This is a genomic window from Pseudoflavonifractor phocaeensis (assembly GCF_021531375.1).
Lineage (GTDB): Bacteria > Bacillota > Clostridia > Oscillospirales > Oscillospiraceae > Lawsonibacter > Lawsonibacter phocaeensis_B.
On record NZ_JADYTU010000003.1, the window covers coordinates 93724 to 111316 of the forward strand.

13 protein-coding genes are annotated in these 17593 nt (G+C 60.1%); 4 read left to right on the forward strand and 9 right to left on the reverse strand.

Features of this window, described 5'->3' with window-relative positions:
• Positions 1 to 4: 4 nt before the first annotated feature.
• The gene (locus I6E39_RS02645) at positions 5 to 595 is read right to left on the reverse strand and encodes a metallophosphoesterase family protein (RefSeq protein WP_235379800.1); all 591 of its coding nucleotides are present in this window, start codon (positions 593 to 595) and stop codon (positions 5 to 7) included.
• Positions 592 to 2586, reverse strand: a complete 1995-nt coding sequence (locus I6E39_RS02650; RefSeq protein ID WP_235379802.1) for a BMP family ABC transporter substrate-binding protein — start codon at positions 2584 to 2586, stop codon at positions 592 to 594. The genes I6E39_RS02645 and I6E39_RS02650 overlap by 4 nt, the downstream gene beginning before the upstream one ends.
• A gap of 350 nt (positions 2587 to 2936) precedes the next feature.
• Here I6E39_RS02650 and I6E39_RS02655 point away from each other — a divergent pair, with 350 nt between their 5' ends.
• The gene (locus I6E39_RS02655) at positions 2937 to 3878 is read left to right on the forward strand and encodes a VanZ family protein (protein ID WP_235379803.1); all 942 of its coding nucleotides are present in this window, start codon (positions 2937 to 2939) and stop codon (positions 3876 to 3878) included.
• A gap of 78 nt (positions 3879 to 3956) precedes the next feature.
• On the opposite strand, the gene I6E39_RS02660 is transcribed toward I6E39_RS02655, so the two are convergent.
• Complete coding sequence (locus I6E39_RS02660) at positions 3957 to 4163, reverse strand: hypothetical protein (RefSeq protein ID WP_235379805.1); 207 nt, start codon at positions 4161 to 4163, stop codon at positions 3957 to 3959.
• A gap of 206 nt (positions 4164 to 4369) precedes the next feature.
• Between I6E39_RS02660 and I6E39_RS02665 the strand changes: the two genes are divergently transcribed.
• From I6E39_RS02665 to I6E39_RS02675, 3 genes are read left to right on the forward strand one after another with little or no spacing between them, the layout of a single operon-like run.
• Entirely contained in the window at positions 4370 to 5137 is a 768-nt protein-coding gene (locus I6E39_RS02665) for an alpha/beta hydrolase (protein WP_235379806.1), read from the forward strand.
• Positions 5138 to 5151: 14 nt separating this feature from the next.
• On the forward strand, positions 5152 to 5904 hold the full coding sequence (locus tag I6E39_RS02670) for an esterase family protein (RefSeq protein ID WP_235379808.1): 753 nt from the start codon (positions 5152 to 5154) through the stop codon (positions 5902 to 5904).
• A 41-nt stretch (positions 5905 to 5945) separates the two neighbouring features.
• On the forward strand, positions 5946 to 7139 hold the full coding sequence (locus I6E39_RS02675; protein ID WP_235379810.1) for an ATP-grasp domain-containing protein: 1194 nt from the start codon (positions 5946 to 5948) through the stop codon (positions 7137 to 7139).
• A 160-nt stretch (positions 7140 to 7299) separates the two neighbouring features.
• On the opposite strand, the gene I6E39_RS02680 is transcribed toward I6E39_RS02675, so the two are convergent.
• The 6 genes from I6E39_RS02680 to I6E39_RS02705 all read right to left on the reverse strand — a co-directional run bounded on the left by I6E39_RS02680 (position 7300) and on the right by I6E39_RS02705 (position 17349).
• The gene (locus I6E39_RS02680) at positions 7300 to 9732 is read right to left on the reverse strand and encodes a glycogen/starch/alpha-glucan phosphorylase (protein WP_235379812.1); all 2433 of its coding nucleotides are present in this window, start codon (positions 9730 to 9732) and stop codon (positions 7300 to 7302) included.
• A 237-nt stretch (positions 9733 to 9969) separates the two neighbouring features.
• Positions 9970 to 11406, reverse strand: coding sequence for a glycogen synthase GlgA (gene glgA / locus I6E39_RS02685; RefSeq protein WP_235379814.1), 1437 nt, complete (start codon positions 11404 to 11406; stop codon positions 9970 to 9972).
• A 114-nt stretch (positions 11407 to 11520) separates the two neighbouring features.
• On the reverse strand, positions 11521 to 12636 hold the full coding sequence (glgD, locus tag I6E39_RS02690; protein ID WP_235379815.1) for a glucose-1-phosphate adenylyltransferase subunit GlgD: 1116 nt from the start codon (positions 12634 to 12636) through the stop codon (positions 11521 to 11523).
• Positions 12633 to 13841 (reverse strand): glucose-1-phosphate adenylyltransferase, encoded by a 1209-nt coding sequence (locus tag I6E39_RS02695; RefSeq protein ID WP_235379817.1) that lies wholly within the window; start codon positions 13839 to 13841, stop codon positions 12633 to 12635. The genes glgD and I6E39_RS02695 overlap by 4 nt, the downstream gene beginning before the upstream one ends.
• A 78-nt stretch (positions 13842 to 13919) precedes the next feature.
• Positions 13920 to 16004, reverse strand: coding sequence for a 1,4-alpha-glucan branching protein GlgB (gene glgB / locus I6E39_RS02700; RefSeq protein WP_235379819.1), 2085 nt, complete (start codon positions 16002 to 16004; stop codon positions 13920 to 13922).
• A gap of 196 nt (positions 16005 to 16200) precedes the next feature.
• Positions 16201 to 17349, reverse strand: a complete 1149-nt coding sequence (locus tag I6E39_RS02705; protein ID WP_235379821.1) for a D-alanyl-D-alanine carboxypeptidase family protein — start codon at positions 17347 to 17349, stop codon at positions 16201 to 16203.
• Positions 17350 to 17593: the final 244 nt, after the last annotated feature.

Below are 17593 nucleotides of genomic sequence, written 5' to 3' on the forward strand. Positions count from 1 at the left end.
TGACTCAATACTCAAACACATAATATCCGCTGGCGTTGATCGTTGTGGTATCACCATGGCTGGACCGCTGGGGAATATTGGGGCCGTAGCTGCGGTGGATATGACCGTGGACAAAGTATTTCGGACGGTACTGCTCCAGCAGGTCCGTGAAACACACGAAGCCCCGGTGAGGCAGCGAGTCAAAATCGTTGATGTGCCGAGCCGGGGCGTGGGTCATCAGGATATCGAAACCGCCGCTCCGCCAAAGGCGGAACTTCAGCTTTCGGATACGGCGCGCCATCTGGGACTCGGTGTACATATGCGTTCCGTCCCGGTAGCGGTAAGAGCCGCCCAGTCCCAGGATCCGGACGCCCCGGTAGGTGTAGATCTGGTCTTCCACGCAGATGCAGCCGCCGGGCGGTGCGGCGTCAAAAGAATCGTCGTGGTTGCCATGGACATACAGCACCGGACAGTGGGCCAGGGTGGCCAGAAATTCCAGATATTCCTTCCGCAGATCTCCGCAGGCCAGGATCAGGTCAAATTCATCCAGCTTCCCGGGGGAGTAATGATCATAAAAATATTTGGATTCCTCATCCGCAACGGCTAAAATTCTCATTTCTGTCCTCCGGCCTTACTGGGAGGTGTCGTCTGTTCCTTCGCCTGTGCCATCGGCTCCTTAGAAGACTGCCGTTCCTCGGTGAACAGATCGATGCCCACAATGCCCACGGTGGCCTTTCCGGTATCATTCAATTCCTCGTAGACCGGGATGGAACCCTCAATGTTTTCCACCAGCCAGTCCATATTGATGATCTGTTCCAAACTCAGGGATTGTCCCTTTTTTGCCATCAGTCTGCCGCCTTGGGCGTACAGCGGACCCTGGAAGGGACCGTACAGTCCGGCGCAAATCCCTTCCCGGAGCAGGGACGCCAGCTTCTTCGATCCGTCCGGCACTCTGTCTGAGCAGCGAAGATCCACTACCCCGGCGGACATTCCCCAGTAGTAATTCAGGGCCTTGCTGCTCTCCTCATATTCCAACTGGAAGGACTTGCTCTGGATCCGGCGGAGCATGGATTCGTAATAGACGCCCCACTGCCAGACCGGCATGGCCAGGGGGACCTGGCCATCTTCATTGATCAGGGACAGACCGAAGCTGCTGTGCCTTCCGTCCTCCCGCTTTGCCAGATCCTGGGAGGAAATCAGCCGAATCCCACGGTCGGTCAGCCGCTTTGCGGCGGCGGCCACGCCGTCTACAGCGGACCACTCCAGATAGACCTTTACTCTGGGATTTACCAGCTGTACTCCCAGCGCAAAGGCGTTGATCCCGGCCATCTGGCCGAAAATAGGATAATCGCAGATATATCCCACAGGATTGCTGCCTGCCAGAGAACCGGCGATGGCCCCGATGATAAACTTTACCTCGTACATTCTGGCATAGTAGGTACGGATATAGCGGTGGGATTTATTCAGGGAGCAGTTCAGGATCACACACTCCGGATGGTCCACCGCCGCGCGCAGGCTGGCGGGAAGCAGCCGGGGCGAGGTGGTAAAGATGGTGGTATTGCCGTCGGCGATGGCCCGCTCGATCACTTGCAGCGGATCGCCGTCCAGGGCGTTAAAATAGGCGGTGGTCTCCAGTTCTCCCTGGAACACCCGCTGTACATGTTGGCGTCCCAGCTCGTGGCCAAAGGTCCAGCCGGACGTGTCCTGGTTCTTGTCGTGGATAAAGGCGGCCTTCCGCACTTCGGTTTTGCTCTTGAACACCTTGGAGAGAAGCCCGCCGCCCGTCTCCTCCTCCGGGATCAGCTTGACGTCGATGGGCGTCTCTTCCTGCTGGAGGGTGATGTCCTCCCAGACCCGGGCCACGGCCTTCTTGATCTCCGCTGCGCTCCGGCTTCGGAGGGACGGATAGCCGTAGATCTTGATATAAGCCAGCATGGCGTCCCCCACCGTGGAGCTCAGACGCTTTCCGCCGTTGGCCTCGTAGGCCTGACGGAAATAGTAGTACGCCGTGGAAAAGCCGCTGCGGTCCTCATCTGTCCAGGGCTCTTCCGGGCCCTTGCCCAGCAGCCGCTGCAGTTGGGAAAAACTGCCCAGCTTTGAGAATTCAATAAAATTGACTTTGCTGAGCCGGTAGAACTCCAAGAATTCGTAGTAGAGCTCCACATCCTTCTGCCCGTTCCGTTCCGGCAGAATACGGGTCACCTGGGCATATACCGTGTCCGCGCCGAAGAATTTCAACACGCTGACCCGCTTGTTGCCCTCCTCCACATAGAAGCGGTTCATATATTCATAGGCCTTGATGGGGTCCCGGATTCCTTTCTCCAGGTGGGACTGGCAGAGGTTCTGCCACTTTTTCGCAAACTCGCTCTCCTCGGGAAGCAGCGGCATAAAGTTCCGGGCAAAGGCCTCAGTCCGCTGTCTGCTCCTGGTACCCACAAGGAACTCCATGGGCACCTGAACAACACCCAGATCCATTCCCTGAAACATGCGCTCGGCAGGGACCAGGTCATCCAGCACCGGGAGATAGGGGGACAGCCCCTTGGCGGTACAAGCGCGAAATTCTTTCTGGCCCAGCTTCTGCGCATCTTTGTAATAGAGGGTGGGCATCAATCACCATCTCCTTGTTTATTCCGGTCATTCTCACAATCTTTCCGGACATATTTTACCCCGAAAGGGTACCTTTGGGCAACTGTTTTATGGCCTGCGGAGGTCTTTAACGGCTATGATCGACGTGTTAAAAGAGGACCCCAGTCTGCCGGGCTGCATCGGGAGTAGCTTGCGGCATCCTTCCCCCACGCTGCTTCCGGTATGAGCATGATTCGCCGGATTTTGCCAATCTCAGAAAGCCGTGCTATAATGGCGGCAGACGGCCCGGCGGGCCCCGAGCCTTTGACGCGCCCGAGAGGCGGACGGGTGCTTGGCCGTTGACCGACGATTTTTTACACAGGAGCCGAACTATGAACCAAATTCGCTGTTTTGACGTCCTGCGCGCTGCCGTCTGGCTGCCCGTCCTGCTCTGGTACAGAGTCATATGGAACTTTTCCGCTCAGACCGCGGCGGTCTCCGGGGACTTGTCTGACCGGCTGCTGTGGCGGCTGCTCCACAGCCTGTCCCCGGTGTTCGCCGGGGCGGACGCCGCGGCCCAGAACGCCGCCGTGGAGGTGCTGTCCTTTTTTGAGCGGAAGGCGGCGCACATGTTTTTGTACTTTGTGCTGGCTCTACTGGTTTTGTTTGCCCTCTCTTTCCTGTTGCGGCAAAAGGCTGCTAGGGGCGCTGCGACGGCCCTGCTGTGCGCGGCGCTGGCGGGGTTGGATGAGTTTCACCAGACCTTTGTGCCCGGACGCAGCGGGCAACTCCGGGACGTTTGCATTGACCTGGCTGGCGGAGCGCTGGCATTGGGCCTGGTGGCCCTGCTGCTGTGGACGGGCCATGTCCGCCGTGGAAGGACGAGGCCTGGGCTGACGGTGCGCGCCCTGCTGCCGGTCCTGCTGTGCGCGGGAGCGCTGGCGGCGGCCCCGGCGCTGGCGGCTTCACAGTCGGCGCTTCCCGTTTTGAGCGGGCTGGCCGCCCGCTTCGTGCCGGGTTTTTCCGCCATGGACACCTCCGCCCAGGCAGAGCTGCTGCGTGCCCTCCAGCCCATTGCAGGCGACACGCTTCGGCTGGGCCTGTGCGGGCTGCTGGGATGCAGTGCGGTACTGTCCGCGGCCCTGTGCGGATTGCCGCTGCCAGGAGCGCTGCTGGTGTCCATTCCCGCGTTGCTGCTGGGGAGCGGCGTTTTTGGATGGCTGGAAGGGTCTGACATCTCCTCTTGCATAGGGCTGACCGGGGCAGGTGTACTGCTGGCCGCCGTCATCTGGCTGGCAGCTCTGGGGCGCAAAGATTGCAGGAAGCTCCCTTGACCGGACAGCCCGGGAGGAGCGCCTTTGCCCAGGCCAGCGGCTGGCCGGGACCCGAGAAGCCTTGAGGATGGGGAAGCGCTAAATAGCATTACCCCAGGCCGCGTCGAAACTGATGGATACCAGTTTCTGATCCCGCTGGACGCAGTAGATGGGCAGCTGCCGCGTGGCTGCGGACACCCCCACCGCCGTTGGGAAGTTTACCATAGAGAAGATCCCCAGTGCCGCCAGCAGGCAGCCCCCAAGGGACAAAAGCCTGCGCCTGAGCAAAATGACCTTGACTTTCATAGTTCTCCTCCTTAATTTACCGTGTTTTGGTTTGCGGTCTCTGCCGCTCTACTATATGAACTGAACGCCCGCTCCATTCAAATAGACTTGCCCGCCCGGGTTCGAGAGCCCGGAATTTGCGGAAAGCGCCAATTGAATTTGGGAGGTTGCTGTGCTAAACTAATACCTATTCAATCCTTGGTAATACAACGAAAAGAGACTCTGCCATGATCGAAACCTGGAATCTTACCATCCCGGAATTGACCGGGGATGAGCCGCGGCGCGCCTATGTCTATCTTCCCGACGCCCTGAACCAGGACCCTGACGCGCGCTATCCGGTTTTATACATGTTCGACGGCCACAACCTGTTTTTTGACGGGGACGCCACCTATGGGAAGAGCTGGGGGATGCTGGAGTACATGGACGCCACCCAGACGCCCCTCATCATTGCGGCCGTAGAGTGCAACCATGACCCCAACAACGGCCGGCTCAACGAGTATTCCCCCTTCTCCTGCCGGGACCCGGAGATGGGCCGGATCAAGGGGCTGGGCAAGGTCACCATGGACTGGATGGTGAAGACCTTCAAGCCGGAGATCGACTCGAACTTCCCCACTCTGCCCGACCGGAGCCACACCTTTATTGCAGGCAGCTCCATGGGCGGACTGATGAGCCTGTATGCCGTGGCCAAGTACAACAAATATTTTTCCCGGTGCGCCGCCCTGTCGCCCTCCATCTGGCTGGCGCCGGACAAGCTGGAAAAGCTGCTGCGTACCGCCCGGCTTCGGCCGGACACCGTGGTCTACATGGACTACGGCTCCAGAGAACTGGCCAACCACGACGACATGTCCCGGGGATTTGCCGCCGTTGCCGGCCTGCTGCTGGAGCGGGGAGTTCTCCTGAATTGCCGCATCGTACCCGGAGGGGAGCACTGCGAGGCGAGCTGGGAGCGGCAGATCCCCTTCTTTCTCAATACCCTGCTCTATGAGCTGGAATAATGGAGGTATCCCCCATGCAGACTCAGTATTTTAAGCAGTACAGCCCCGCGCTGGGCCGGGATATGGAGTGCAAGGTATACGGCCACGCCGGCCGGCCGGTGCTGTTCATCCCCTGCCAGGACGGCCGCTTTTTTGACTTTGAAAGCTTCCACATGACCGATACCTGGGCGCCCTGGATCGAATCGGGCCAGGTCATGGTCTTTTCCATCGACACCATGGACGCCGAGACCTGGTCCAACAAGGCGGGCGATCCCTACTGGCGGGCACGGCGGCACGAGCAGTGGATCCAGTACATCACCGACGAGATGGTCCCCTTTATGCGGGACATGGCTAATTCCTGCAACGGCTGGACGGGGTTCCCAGGGGTCATGGCCTTTGGGTGCAGCCTGGGTGCCACCCACGCCGCTAACCTGTATTTCCGCCGCCCCGACCTGTTCGACGGTCTGCTGGCGCTGAGCGGGATCTATACCGCCAGCTACGGCTTTGACGGGTACATGGACGATGTGGTCTATCTCAATTCCCCTGTGGACTATCTGGCCAATATGCCGGTGGACCACCCCTTTATCCAGCAGTACAACCAGCACAAGGGCGTCATCTGCGTGGGCCAGGGGGCCTGGGAACTGCCCGAAACCACCCACCGTATTCAGGAGATCTGCCAGGAAAAGGGAATCCAACTGTGGGTGGATTTCTGGGGCTGGGACGTCAATCACGATTGGCCCTGGTGGCACAAGCAGGTGGCTTATTTCCTTCCCTATTTGCTGGAGTGACCGAGTTCTTCCCTACATAAAAAGAGAAAGCAGGAGTGAACGTGAAAAACATCATCTTTATTTCCCCGAACTTTCCCACCAATTACTGGCAGTTCTGCCAGGAGCTGAAGAAGAACGGCATGAACGTGCTGGGCATCGGCGATCAGCCCTACGATGAGCTCAGCGGCGAGCTGAAGGCCAGTCTGAACGAATATTACAAAGTGGGTACCCTGGAGGACTACGACCAGGTATACCGCGCGGTGGCCTTCTTCATCTTCAAATACGGCCGTATTGATTGGCTGGAGTCCAACAACGAGTACTGGCTGGAGCGGGATGCCCGGCTGCGTACCGACTTCCACATCACCTCCGGGTTCCAGACGGAGGATATGCCCCGGGTCAAATACAAGTCCAAGATGAAGGAGTTCTATGCCAAGGCCGGTATCCCCACCGCCCGGTATTACCTGGTGGAGGACCTGAAGGGCTGCCGGGACTTCATTAAAAAGGTGGGCTATCCGGTGGTGGTCAAGCCGGATAACGGCGTAGGCGCCTCCCACACCTACAAGCTTACCAGTGACCAGGAACTGGAGAGCTTTATGGCCGAGAAGGAAGCGGATGTGCCTTACATCATGGAGGAGTTTGTCCACGCCGAGGTCAACTCCTACGACGCGATCATCGACGACCGGGGCGAGCCCCTGTTTGAGACGGGCAACGTCACCCCCATGTCCATCATGGATATCGTCAACGAGAACGACAACTCCGTCTACTACATCCTCCGGGACCTGCCCGAGGACACCCGGAAGGCCGGCCGGGATACGGTAAAAGCCTTCGGCGTCAAGAGCCGGTTCGTCCACTTTGAGTTTTTCCGCCTCACCCAGGACCAGAAGGGGCTGGGCAAGGCGGGCCAGGTGGTGGGGCTGGAGGTCAACATGCGCCCCTGCGGCGGCTTTACCCCCGACATGATCAATTTTGCCCACAGTACCAACGTGTACAAGATCTGGGCCGACATGATCGCCTTTGGACGCTCCGATATGCCGGTGGGAGAACACGCCTACTGCGCTTTTGTGGGCCGCCGGGACGGCAAGGATTTTGTACTCAGCCACCAGGAGGTCATGGAGAAATACGCCGCCCAGATGCGGATGGTGGAGCGCATCCCCGACGCGCTGTCCGGCGCCATGGGTAACCAGATGTATGTAGCGGTGTTCCCCACCAAGGAGGAACTGGACCAGTTTTATGCCGATACGCTGAAATGCCGCTGAGTCCCTATTGATGATACCGCGTGAGCCGCTGGGTGTAAGTCCCGGCGGCTCACATTTTTTTGCGCGGCGCCTTTTGTGCCCATTGCGGCGCGGACAAAGAAGCCCCCATGTTCCGGTGGGACCGGATCATGGGGGCTTCTTGCATGATGGGCAATGTGTTTTAGCGGGTGGGGACGTGCCAGATATTCTTGGCGTACTCGGCGATGGAGCGGTCGGCGGCGAAGATGCCGGACCGGGCGATGTTGATCAGAGACATCTGGTTCCAGCGCTGCTGGTCGGCATAGGTCTCCAGAGCGCGCTGGTGGGCGGCGCAGTAGCTGTCGAAGTCGGCCAGGAGCATGTATTCGTCGGCCATGCTGCCGCCGGCGCCGAAGAGGAGCCTGTTGGTCAGGTCGCTGTAGGACACATGGTCGCTGAAGCCGGCGGAGATCTGGTCGATGACCCGCTTCAGGGCCTGGTTCTGCTGGTAGTAGTCCAGGGAGCGGTAGCCCTGGCGCTTGCGCTCGGCCACCTGGTCGGCGGTGAGGCCGAAGAGGAAGATATTCTCGTCGCCCACCTGCTGGTGCATCTCCACATTAGCGCCGTCCAGCGTACCGATGGTCAGCGCACCGTTCATCATGAACTTCATGTTGCCGGTGCCGCTGGCCTCCTTGCCGGCGGTGGAGATCTGCTCGGACAGCTCGGAGGCGGGCATCAGCTTTTCGGCCAGGGAGACACGGTAGTTCTCCAGGAACACCACCTGGAGCTTGTCCTTGCACACGGGATCGTTGTTGATCTGGGTGGACAGGGAGTTAATGAGCTGGATGATCTCCTTGGCCACATGGTAGCCGGGGGCCGCCTTGGCACCGAAGAGGAAGGTCTGGGGGGTGAAGTCCATGTTGGGATTATCCCGCAGCTGGTTGTACAGGTGGATGATGTGCAGCACGTTGAGCAGCTGGCGCTTGTACTCGTGCAGACGCTTCACCTGGACGTCGAAGATGGCGTCAGTGTTCAGAATGACACCGGACTCCCGGGCGATATAGCTGGCAAAACGGCGCTTATTCTCGTCCTTGATCTTAGCCAGCTGGAGCAGGACGGACTTGTCGTCCTTGTACTTTTCCAGACCCTGGATGGCCTCGGGATGGAGGAGGTACTGGTCGCCGCCGGTGCACTCCCGGATCAGGGCGTCCAGCTTGGGGTTGATCTGGGACAGCCAGCGGCGGTGGTCGATGCCGTTGGTCACGTTCTGGAATTTGTCGGGGTGAGCCAGATAGGCGTCGTGGAACACGTCACGCTTCAGAATGTCGGAGTGGAGGGCGGACACGCCGTTGATGGCCTGGCAGGCGCAGACGCACAGGTTGGCCATGCGGACCTCACCGCCCCAAATAATGGCCATCTGGCCCACCTTGTTCATGTCGCCGCCGTAGCGGTACTGGAGCTGCTGCTGGTAGCGGCCGGAGATCTCCTTCAGGATCTGCCAGATCCGGGGCAGCAGGGTCTCAATCAAGGTCTGGGGCCAGCGCTCCAGCGCCTCGGCCAGAATGGTGTGGTTGGTATAGCAGACGCTGCGGGTGACGATATGCCAGGCCTCATCCCAGGAGTAGCCCTCTACATCCAGCAGGATCCGCATCAGCTCCGGGATGACCAGAGTGGGATGGGTGTCGTTGATCTGGATGACGTGCTTCTCATGGAAGTTACGCAGGGTGCCGTACTGGGAGCGGTGCTTGCGGACAATGGACTGGACGGTGGCGGAGACGAAGAAGTACTGCTGCTTCAGACGCAGGGACTTGCCCTCGTAGTGGTTGTCATCGGGGTAGAGGACCTTGGCGATGACCTCAGCCATGGCCTGCTGCTCCACCGCCTTCAGATACTCGCCCCGGGAATACAGGGACATGTCCACAGGGACAGGGCTCTTGGCGTCCCAGAGGCGCAGAATGTTGGTGTGCCGGGTCTTGTAGCCGGCGATCTCCATGTCACGGGGGATGGCCAGGACCGTGGTATAGCCCACATGCTCGGGATGGTTGTGGCCGTTCTCATCCCAGTGGTCCACGATCTTGCCGCCGAAACGGACCTCCTCAGCCTCGTCCAGCTTGGGGATGAGCCAGGCGTCGCCCAGACCCAGCCAGTTGTCGGCCAGCTCCACCTGCTTGCCGTCGATGATCTTCTGCTTGAAGATGCCCAGCTCATAGCAGATGGAGTAGCCCGTGGCGGGGATCTCCAGGGTAGTCATGGAGTCCAGATAGCAGGCGGCCAGACGGCCCAGGCCGCCATTGCCCAGACCGGCGTCGGGCTCCTTCTCGAACAGATCGGAGGCGGAGAAGCCAAGGCCCTCCAGCGCATCCTTCAGGGTGTCCAGCAGGCCCAGATTGTAGGCGTTCTTCTCCAGAGAACGGCCCATGAGGAACTCCAGGGACAGGTAGTGGACCTGGCGCTGCTGGCCCTCCCACACACGGTTGTCCGTCTCCATCTGGCGGCGGGACATGATGTCCCGGAGCACCAGGGCGCAGGCCTTGAACATGTGGTCCTTGGTGGCCTCCTCCACAGTGCGGCCAAAGTTGCGCTGAAGTTTTCCTATGATCATATCGGTAAGCTGGGCCTTGGTATATTCAGCCATAACGCTGCCTCCCGTTTTACAGTAATATTGAAAGAAATCGGTGGAAAATCTTGATTCCTACGGCGATACATTTTATCAGATTTTCCCAAGAGCGTCAATCGGCAGAAAGGAACAAAACGGGAGCACAAGAAGAGTTTTCTATCCGTTTTGTACAATTATGTAATAAAAATAGGGAAAATAAACATAAAACCGGCCCCCGTTGGGAAACGGGGGCCGGTGAGACGCGGGAAGAACGGATCAGCCCTGGATACGCTGGTAGATGTCCAGGTACTGCTTGGCGGAGTTGGTCCAGGAGAAGTCGGCGGTCATGCCGGCGCGCTGAAGGCCGCGCCAGGCTTCCTTGTTGGAGTGGTACAGGTCCACGGCCTCCCGCAGGACCCACACCATGTCGCCGGCATTGATGTTGGAGAAGGTAAAGCCACGGCCCTCGCCGGTGAACTTGTTATACGGGGTGACAGTGTCCTTCAGACCGCCGGTCTCCCGCACCACGGGGACGGTGCCGAAACGCATGGCGATGATCTGGCTCAGGCCGCAGGGCTCGGAGATGGAGGGCATGAGGAACAGGTCGGCGCCGGCGTAGATCATGGTGGAAAGGGGAGCGGAGTAGGTCAGCTGGGCGGCGAAACGGCCGGGATACTGGCTCTGGGCGTGGCGGAAGGCCTCCTCATACTGCCAGTCGCCGGTGCCCAGCACCACCATCTGCACGTTCATGCCCATGATCTCGTGGAGAACGTCGGTGACCAGAGAGAAGCCCTTGTGGCCCACCAGACGGGAGATGCAGGCGATGATGGGCACGTCCGGGTTCTCCTGGAGCCCCACCGCCTTCTGAAGAGCCAGCTTGCACTGCTTTTTGCCCTTGACCAGGGACTTGGTGGTGAAGTTGGCGGCCAGACCGGGGTTGGTGGCGGGATCATAGAGTTCCATGTCGATGCCGTTGAGGATGCCCTCGATCTTGCCAGCCTGCTGGTTGATGACGCCGTCCAGGCCCTTGGCGTAGAAGGGAGTGCGCAGCTCCTGCGCGTAGGTGGGGGAGACGGTGGTGACGAAGTTGGAGGCCATAATGGCGCCCTTCATCAGGTTCACGTCCCCGAAGTAGGCCAGCATTCCCTCGTTGAAGTAGCCGGCGTCCAGACCGATGACGTCCTTCAGCACCTGCTCGCCGTAGCGGCCCTGATACTCGATGTTGTGGATGGTGAAGACGGACTTGGCGTTAGCCAGCTGCGGGATGCGGTATTTCTCCTCCAGCAGATAGACGGGGACCAGAGCGGTCTGCCAGTCGTTGCAGTGGATAATGTCAGGGGCCCAGTCCAGCTGGCCCGGGGTCTCGATGACGGCGCGGGAGAAGTAGGCGAACCGCTCGCAGTCGTCGAAGTGGCCGTAGATCTGCCAGCGCTTGAAGTAATACTCGTTGTCCACGAACCAGTAGGTGACGCCGTCACGCTCCAGCTGGAAGACGCCGCAGTAGACCTGACGCCAGGACAAAGTGACGTTGAAATACTTCAGGAAGGTCATCTGGCTGCGCCATTCCTGGCCGATCCCCTCGTACAGGGGGAGGATGACCTTGACCTCGTGGCCTTCCTTGGCCAGAGCCTGGGGCAGAGAGCCGGCCACATCGGCCAGACCGCCGGTCTTGATAAAGGGAGCGACCTCGGGAGAAGCAAATAAAATTTTCATAATAATCCCCTTTCTTGAAAAGTGCCGGAGAGATGGGATATTAAGGGGCTCCATCGCCGGAGAGAGGGGTTGCCTCCTGCCTCCGCGCGATGGAGCCGCTGTTGACGTTGGATATTACACCACGGAGCCCTTGGCAATGGCAAGAGGATAGGTGGAATGGCCCATGAGCATACGGTCAGCGTTGATGGTGACATTCTTGTCCGCGATGACATAGGCCAGGGAAGCGCCGGCCTTGACCACGGTGCCCTGCATCAGAACGCTGTTGACCACCTTGGCACCCTTCTCCACAATGACGCCGCGGGAGAGGATGGAGTTCTCCACCTCGCCCTCGATGTAGCAGCCGTCGGCCACCAGGGAGCGCTTGGAGACAGAGTTGGGGCCGTAGTAGCTGGAGGGGTTGGACATGTCCTTGGTGCGGATGGGGCGGGCGGGGTTGAACAGGTCGTCCCGGACGGCGGGCTCCAGCAGATCCATGGAGCGCTGGAAATAGTCGCCCACGGACTGGAAACGGCCCGCATAGCCCTGGTGGACATAGGGCATCAGCTTCAGGGATTTCAGTCTGGGCTGGAGGACGCCCCGGCTGAAGCTATGTACGTCGTGGGCGGCGCAGTACTCCACCATGTCCATCAGCAGCTGCTTGGACATGATATAGATCTCCAGAGACTCCAGAGCCTTGTCCGCGGAAGTGGGGTGGACGGACAGGTCGGTGACCCGGCCGTCGGCGCTGACCTCCACATACTCGGAGAACCGGGGAGCGCCGTTCAGTGTGGGGGTGCACACCACGGTGATATCGGCGCCGGAAGCGATGTGCTGGTCATAGACAGCCTCCACGTCCAGGTTGAGGGCCGCGTCGCCCCAGCCCATGATGACATAGTCCTGACGGATGTTCTTCAGATACCCGGCCACACCGGCCAGGGCCTCCATGTTGCCGCGGTACTCGCCGTGGCCCTGCTCACCGTAGCCGAAGGGGGGCAGAATCCGCAGACCGCCGTGCTTGCGGCTCAGATCCCAGTCCTTGCCGGAGCCCAGGTGGTCCAGAAGGGACTGGTAGCTCTCATGGACGATGACGCCCACGTCGGTGATGCCGGCGTTGACATAGTTGGACAGCATGAAGTCGATCAGACGATACCGGCCGCCGAAGGCCAGAGAACAGGTGTTGCGCGGGCGAGTCAACTCGCCCAGATTAGCGTCGGAGCGGTAGGCAAAGAGAATACCGTGGAGATTATTCATGCCCGCTCACCTCCCTTCACATCTTCCCGGATCATGGCGCTGGGGGAAATCACAGCCTTTTCGCCCACGGTGACACCGCTGGCCACCACGGCGATGCCCCACTCGGGGCTGTCATCGGGGGCGGAGCCCACAACGGCCTCCGACTCGACCACAGCGTTCTCCGCCACGATGGCGTAGGACACCTTGGCGCCGGCCTTGACCACGGCGCCGGGCATCAGGATGGAATACTGGACGTCGGCGCCCTGCTCCACCGTGACCGAGTGGAACAGCACCGAGTTTTCCACCGTGCCGTCCACCTGGCAGCCGCCGGTGACCAGGGAGTGGGAGATCTTGGCGTTGGGGCCGGTGACATGGGGAGGCTTGATGGGAGTGCGGGCGTAGATGGGCCAGCTGGGATCGTACAGGTCGATGCTGCTCCGGGGGGCCAGCATGTCCATGTTGGCGTCCCACAGGGAGTTGATGGTGCCCACGTCCTTCCAGTAGCCCTGGAACCGGTAGGCCATCATCTTCTCACCGGCGGCCAGCATGTTGGGAATGATGTTCTTGCCGAAGTCGTTGGAGGAATTGGGGTCGGCCTCGTCGTCGATGAGGTACTGGCGCAGCTTGGACCAGGTGAACACATAGATACCCATGGAGGCCAGGTTGCTCTTGGGATGGGCGGGCTTCTCCTCAAACTCGAAGATCCGGTCCTCGGCGTCCACGTTCATGATGCCGAAGCGGGTGGCCTCCTCCATGGTGACCTCCAGAACGGAGATGGTGCAGGCGGCGCCGGTCTTCTTGTGCAGGTCCACCATGTCGGCGTAGTCCATCTTATAGATGTGGTCGCCGGACAGAATGACCACATACTCGGGGTCGTACAGGTCCAGGAAGCCGATGTTCTGGTAGATGGCGTTGGCGGTGCCCTTGTACCAGGTGCCCTGGTCACCCTCCCGCATGTAGGGGGGCAGGATGTGGACGCCGCCGTCGGAGCGGTCCAGGTCCCAGGGCTGGCCGTTGCCCAGGTAGCTGTTCAGCTCCAGGGGACGGTACTGGGTCAGGACGCCCACGGTGTCGATGCCGGAGTTGACGCAGTTGGACAGGGGGAAGTCAATGATGCGGTACTTTCCGCCGAAGGGAACGGCGGGCTTTGCCACGTGGCTGGTCAGGGCGTAGAGGCGGCTGCCCTGTCCGCCGGCCAGCAACATGGCCACAACTTCTTTTTTCATACTGTCACCTCTTGTATGTTTCAGGGAAGCTATATGGAAACAGGCGCTCGTCTGGGGCGCGCCCTGTTATTCCCGGGATCACTCCTGGGCGGCCTTTTTGGTCTTGGCGCTCTTCTTGGCAGGCGCTTTTTCCGCCTTCGCCTTGGGCGCGGCAGCCTTTTTCGCCTTGGGCGCGGCGGCTTTCTTGGCCTTTGCGGGAGCCTTGGCCGGCGCGGCGGCGGCCTTGTCCGCCTTGGGCTTGCGGATAGGGTTCTTCCGGATGCAGCGGTAGATCATGGCCGACATGGGAGGCAGGTCGATGACCATAGACTGCTGCTGGTCGTGGCAGGGGACCTTTTCCGTCTTGATGGGGGCGGTGTCGCCCAGGCCCTGGCCGCCGAACTCGGCGGAGTCGGTGTTCAGGATGGGGGCCCAGGTGCCGCCGAAGGGGGCGCCCACCCGGTAGCCCTTCCGGTGCTCGGGGGAGAAGTTGCAGACCACGATCAGAGGCTTGCCAGCCTTGTCCCAGCGCAGGAAGGCCACGGTGTTGGCGTTGTTGTCGTCGGCGCACAGCCACTGGAAGCCCTGCCAGGAGTTGTCCTGCTCCCAGAGGGCGGGCTGCTCCAGATAGAGGGCGTTCATGGTCTTGAAGAAGGTCTGGGTCTGGCGGTGGGGCTCGTACTGGAGCAGGTGCCAGTCCAGAGAATATTCAAAGTGCCACTCGTTCCACTGGCCCAGCTCGGCGCCCATAAAGGTGAGCTTTTTGCCAGGGTGGGTCATCATATAAGTATAGAAGGCGCGCACGCCGGCAAACTTCATGGGGTTGTCACCGGGCATTTTGCCGAAGAAGGAGCCCTTCATGTGGACGACCTCGTCGTGGGACAGAGGCAGGATGTAGTTCTCCGAGAAGGCGTACATCAGGGAGAAGGTGATGTCCCGGTGGTTGAACTGGCGGAAGTAGGGGTCCATCTTGATGTAGTGGCAGATGTCGTTCATCCAGCCCATGTTCCACTTGAAGTTGAAGCCCAGACCGCCGTCGCTCACCGGGTAGGTGACCTTGGGCCAAGCGGTGGATTCCTCGGCGATCATCAGTACGTCGGGGTGGCGGGAGAAGATGGCGGTATTCAGCTTCTGGAGGAACTCGATGGCCTCCAGATTCTCGTGGCCGCCGTTCACGTTGGGCATCCAGGCCCCGTCCTGCCGGCCATAGTCCAGATACAGCATGGAGGACACGGCGTCCACCCGCAGGCCGTCCATATGGTATTCCTCCAGCCAGAACATGGCGGAAGAGAACAGGAAGGAACGGACCTCGTTGCGTCCGTAATCAAAGACGTTGGTGCCCCAGTCGGCGTGCTCGCCCTTCCGGGGATCGGCGTACTCATAGGTGGGGGTGCCGTCGAAGTTGTACAGGCCGAAGGCGTCCCGGGGGAAGTGGGCGGGGACCCAGTCCATAATGACGCCGATACCGGCCTGGTGGAGCTGGTCGATGAGGTACTTCAAGTCATCGGGGGTGCCGAAACGGCTGGTGGCGGCGAAGTAGCCGGTACACTGATACCCCCAGGAGGCGTCCAGAGGATGCTCGGTGACGGGGAGCAGCTCCACATGGGTGAAGCCCATCTCCTTCACATAGGGAACTAAGTAGGAGGCGGTGTCCCGGTAGCTGAGGAACTCACCCTCGCCGGTGCGCCGCCAGGAGCCCAGGTGGCACTCGTAGATGTTCATGGGGTTGGTGTAGGGGACCTGCTTGGAGCGGTACTCCATCCAGCTCTGGTCGCCCCACTGGTAGCCGGTATCCAGATCGTAGATCTTGCTGGATACGTTGGGACGGGTGGCGGCGTGGAACGCGTAGGGGTCGGCTTTGCCCACGAAAGATCCGTCCGCTTTGTGGACGGCGTACTGGTAGGCGTCATAGCGCTCCAGACCGGGGACAAAGGCCTCCCAGATCCCGCCTTCCAGCTTGTTCATGGGGGTGGCGTTGGCGTCCCAGTTGTTGAAATCGCCGATGATGGAAACTAAGGGGGCGTTAGGCGCCCATACCCGGAAGAGATACCCCTCGGTCCCGTTTTCATCCTTGGCGGGATGGGCGCCGAAACAGCGCCAGGCATGGGTGGAACGGCCTTCGGAGAAGGCTTCCAGCTCAAAAAACAGGTCGTGAGAGGAGAGATTTTCCTGAAATTTGGACAAAGTGATCACCTCTGCTATGAGATAATACCAGGAATTGGGATAAAAAGCACAATTGACCATCAAAACAATCCCTGGATATTTATATAAATTATACAACAAGCCTTTTGCGCAGTCAAGTTAAATAGAGGGAAACATCCTTTTTACGAGAATAAACAGGGAAATTGAGTAAATATGTACCCGCCGGAAAACGGCGGGATCAGTCTGCCATGAGCAGCTGCCGGAGCATCCGGCCGAAAATACCGGGGACGGTGAGCCGGTCCACCTGCTGGGCAGAGACGATGGGGACGGTATCTCGAAGCTCTCCGTCCACATAGACCTCCAGTTGTCCCAGAGTCTGGCCCTGGTCCACCGGGGCCTCCACGTCCTCCGCGATGGTCAGGTTGGTGGTCACCGTGCCTTCTTCCCCGCGGCGAACCAGTAGGCGGCAGTCCCGCTGGAGATGGGGCTGGACCTGGGAGACGGAACCCAGCAGGACCTCCACCGGGGCCAGAGGGGCCTCAGGGTAGACGTTGACCAGAGCGTAGTTGGCAAAGCCATAGTCCAGAAGGGCTTTGGCGTCCTCAAACCGCTCCGGACTGGTAGGAGATTTCATGACGACAGCGATGAGCTCCATGCCGTCCCGCTCGGCAGTGGCCGAGATACAGAAGCCGGCGCCGTCGGTGGAGCCAGTCTTCAGACCGGTGGTCCCCTGGTAGAACCGGACCAGACGGTTGGTGTTGGTCAGGCCGAAGGCCCCGTCCCGAATGGAGTCCATCCAGATGGTGGTGTACTGGCGGATGTCAGGATGGTTCAGAATCAGTTCCCGGGACATCAGGGCGATGTCGTAGGCGGAGGTCATATGGCCCTGAGCGGGCAGGCCAGTGCAGTTGAGGAACGTGGTGTCCGCCATGCCCAGTTCCTGGGCCCGCTGGTTCATCTGGGTGACAAAGGCGGTCTCGCTGCCTGCCAGGTGCTCTGCCAGGGCCACGGCGCAGTCGTTGCCCGACACCACGGTGACACATTTTATCATCTCAGAGACGGGCAGTTGCTCCCCCTCCTTCAGATAGACCTGGGAACCGCCCGTTCCGGCGGCGTGGGTGGAGACGGTGACCATGTCATCCAGGGAGATCCGCCCGCTGTCCACCGCCTCCATCACCAGCAGCAGGGTCATGACCTTGGTGACGCTGGCGGGCTCCAGCTTGGCGTGGGCGTCCTGCTCGTACAGGACGGTCCCCGTCTCCTTTTCCATCAGAATGGAGGAGGCGCAGGATAGGGACAGATCGCCGTTCTCCCCCGCGGCGAACGAGGACGGCATGGCGGCGGCCAGCATCAGAACCGCCAGAAACACAGCGGAAAGTCGCTTCATAAAGGGTTCCTCCTGATCCATCATTTGTCGGTATGGTCAGGATGTGGAGCGGGACGGCGTTCTATGCGGAACAAAAAACGGTATTTTTTTCTGGACACGCTCTCCCATACCATAATCCATCTGCGCCGTGAGATATGCCGAAAGCGGGCGAATGAGGGACGATAAATTTTCGTTTATGGATGTATTATGGGGCGTCGGGGACGCCGCCCCCTACGCACGGTTTACAATATGGCTTCGTAGGGGG